Raw genomic sequence first — 3,228 nt, forward strand, 5'->3', positions numbered from 1 at the left:
CATCGATAATGATGCCGCCGCCGTGAAGGCCATCCGCGCCAATCTCGCAGCCTTGGGCGCCACCGGCGATGTGCGGCAAAGCCCGGTGGCCAGCATTGGTGGCGCGCCGCGCGCCCATCACCTTGTTTTCCTGGATCCGCCCTACGGCCTTGGCCTTGCAGATCCGGCGCTCAGCCATCTACACGAACGCGGCTGGATCGCGCCCGGCGCCCTGATCAGCGTTGAGACGGCCGCGGCTGATCCGTTGGCCTGCGAATGGGAACGCGTGGTCGAACGGCGCTTTGGCAAGGCGCTAGTGCGCCTGCTGCGCGCGCCCGCCTGATTATTCTGCGCGATCGCGGGCGCGAGGATAGGTCCCGATCACCTTCACCCAGTTGGTGAAAAACGCCAGTTCCTCCATCGCCCGAGCCACCGGCGGTTCCAGCGGCGATCCCTCGATCTCAGCATAGAACTCGGCTTGCGAAAACTTGCCGTCGCGCAAGTAGCTCTCCAGCTTCGTCATGTTCACGCCATTGGTGGCAAAACCGCCCAGCGCCTTGAACAGCGCCGCCGGCACAGATCGCACCTCGAAATTGAAACTGGTCATCGCCGGCAGCCCCAGCGGTGGCACCGCGGCCTCGCGCGCCAGCACCACAAAGCGGGTGGTGTTGTGATCGGCATCCTCCACCCCTTCGGCCAGGATGTTCAGCCCATAAAGTTCCCCGGCCAGCCGGCTGGCAATCGCGCCCACACTGGCATCGCCTTCGCCTGCCACCGCCGCCGCACCGGCCGCCGTATCGAAAAACTGCACCGGCGCGATGCCCCAGGCCCGCAGATGCCGGCGCACCTGGCCCAACGCCTGCGGGTGGCTCTTCACTTCGCGCAAGCTGACCTTGTCGCCGAGCCCCAGCAGGCAATGACGCACCCGCACGAAATGTTCACCAATGATGCTCAGGCCGGATTCAGGCAGCAGGAAATGGATATCGGCCACCCGGCCATGCAGGCTATTCTCGATCGGAATCATTGCCACCCCGGCGCGGCCGGCCTGCACGGCTTCGATGGCATCTTCAAAGCTGGCGCACGGCAACGGCAGCCGATCCGGGAACGCCTCCCGCACCGCCTGGTGGCTGTAGGCGCCCGGCGCCCCCTGGAACGCCACGGCCTGTTCCGGCGTCGCGGCAGCAGCGGCCACCATGCGATCAACCAGTATCTGGGCCAGGTGCGGATAGCTGCTCGTCATGTCCGTTCGTTATGATAGTGCGCTGCAACAAGCAAATGCTTGCGAGGCGGCGCGCAATTGCCTAATCGCTGCGTCAGGAAGGCGCAGGCAGGGTTCATCCCTTGGGCAACCGCGCGCACATTGGAGCTTCGACGTGGACAGCTTTGAGTGGAACAAGATCTTCGGTGGCATCCTCGCTGGCCTTGTGGCCGTGCTGGGCGTGTCGATCATCAGCGACATGATGTTCGCCCGCCACCTGCCGGAAAAGCCCGGCTATGAAGTGGCCGGCGCTGAAGAAGCCCCGGCCGCAGGCGCCGCTGCCGCCGAAGCCGAAAAGCCGGCCGCTTTCTATCTGGCATCGGCCGACATCGCCAAGGGCGAAGCTGTGTTCAAGAAGTGCGCCGCCTGCCACAATGTCGATCCCGGTGGCGCCAACGGCACCGGCCCGGCGCTGCACGGCATTGTTGGCCGCCCGATCGCCGCTGCCGCCGCCTTCAACTATTCCGATGCCCTGAAGGGCATGGCCGGCAAGCCCTGGGATTGGGACGCTCTGTGGGGCTGGCTGAAGAGCCCGAAGGCCTATGCGGCCGGCAACAAGATGAGCTTCGCCGGCATCAGCAAGCCGGAAGACCGCGCCGCCGTGATCGCCTATTTGAACAGCAAGAGCGCCAGCCCACTGCCGCTGCCTGCCGCCCCGGCCGAAGAAGCCCCGGCTGCGGAAGTGGCCCCTGCAGAAGAAGCTGCGGAAGCTGCCGCTCCGGCCGCCGAATAAGCGCCTCACCACGAATTCAGGGGCGGTGGCCGAGCAGGCCGCCGCCCCTTTTTCATGCGCGCTGATCAGAGAAAGCGGGCCTCCGGTGGTAAAGGCGAGGCCCCAACAGCCTTTGGTTTTCGGGGAGCCCATTCCCAAGATGGCCTGTCATGCTGGCGCAGGCCAGCATCCAGCGTGGAACGTGCACCTGCGTAGCCAGCCTTGCCCCCACACCATCAGCGATGCCGACCTGCACCTGCACGTTGGTTCAGCGGAAATACTTCCCAGTCGGATTTGGGCCTTTATTTCGACCGTGCGGCATCCAAACACGCCTCGGGGCGTTCTCCTGCTGTCAACCAGAACAACAGAAAGAACCCCTATGACCGTCATCGGCTATGGCGCCCTGAGCGCCCATCAGAAGCTTCAACCAGTCAGCTTCGATCGCGAGCCGCTTCGGGCTGGCGAGATCGAGATCGACATCGCCTTCTGCGGGGTCTGCCATTCCGATCTCCACCAATGCGCCGACGATTGGGAAAACACGGTCTGGCCGTGCGTTCCCGGTCACGAAATTGTCGGCACAGTCACCCAGATCGGCGATGACGTATCGAAATATGCAATTGGCGATACGGTTGGCGTCGGCTGTATGGTCAACAGCTGCCAAGTATGCGCTGCCTGCATCGCGGGCGAAGAACAATATTGCTCCGGGCCGAAAAGCGCCACCTTCACCTACAACGGCCCGAAGCTGCCGGACGGCACCAACAGCTATGGCGGCTACAGCGACAGCATCACCGTCCGTGAGGAATTCGTGGTCCGTATTCCGGCCGTGATCGAACCCGCTCAGGCCGCGCCGATCCTGTGTGCCGGCGTGACGACCTATTCGCCCATGAAATATTTCGGCCTCAAGCCGGGCCAGACGCTGGGCGTCGCCGGTATCGGTGGGCTGGGCCACATGGCCGTGCAGATCGGCAAGGCGATGGGAGCGACCGTGGTCGCATTGACGACATCGGCCGACAAGGTGGATGCCATCACTGCACTGGGCGCCCACAAGGTCGTGGTGATGGATGACGAAGCAGCAGTGGAGGCTGCCACCCAGTCGCTCGACATGATGATCGACACCATTCCCTATCCGCATGATCTTGCAGACTATCTCGGCTTCATGCGGCCCGGATCGACCTTGGTTGTCGTTGGCAACATGATGCAGTTTGAAGCCTTCAACCCGGGGCCGCTGGTGTTCAACCGGATCAGGGTTGCCGGTTCGCTGATCGGCGGCGTTGCCGAT

General features: G+C 63.9%; 4 protein-coding genes. 3 read left to right on the forward strand and 1 reads right to left on the reverse strand.

The window, feature by feature from the left end; all coding sequences use genetic code 11:
* Positions 1-322, forward strand: a 322-nt coding sequence (locus tag RT662_RS09390) for an RsmD family RNA methyltransferase (protein ID WP_313670454.1), incomplete at its 5' end; no start/stop codon positions are given.
* On the opposite strand, the gene RT662_RS09395 is transcribed toward RT662_RS09390, so the two are convergent.
* Positions 323-1,219 (reverse strand): prephenate dehydratase, encoded by an 897-nt coding sequence (locus RT662_RS09395; RefSeq protein WP_313670455.1) that lies wholly within the window; start codon positions 1,217-1,219, stop codon positions 323-325.
* 133 nt (positions 1,220-1,352) lie between these two features.
* Here RT662_RS09395 and RT662_RS09400 point away from each other — a divergent pair, with 133 nt between their 5' ends.
* Together RT662_RS09400 and RT662_RS09405 are read left to right on the forward strand one after the other, a co-directional pair.
* A complete protein-coding gene (locus RT662_RS09400) occupies positions 1,353-1,970 on the forward strand; it encodes a cytochrome c family protein (RefSeq protein WP_313670456.1) in 618 nt (205 codons plus the stop codon).
* A 181-nt stretch (positions 1,971-2,151) separates the two neighbouring features.
* On the forward strand, positions 2,152-3,228 hold a 1,077-nt coding region (locus RT662_RS09405), incomplete at its 3' end, for an NAD(P)-dependent alcohol dehydrogenase (protein WP_313670457.1).

This window comes from Sandarakinorhabdus sp. (assembly GCF_032115815.1).
Taxonomy (GTDB): domain Bacteria; phylum Pseudomonadota; class Alphaproteobacteria; order Sphingomonadales; family Sphingomonadaceae; genus Sandarakinorhabdus.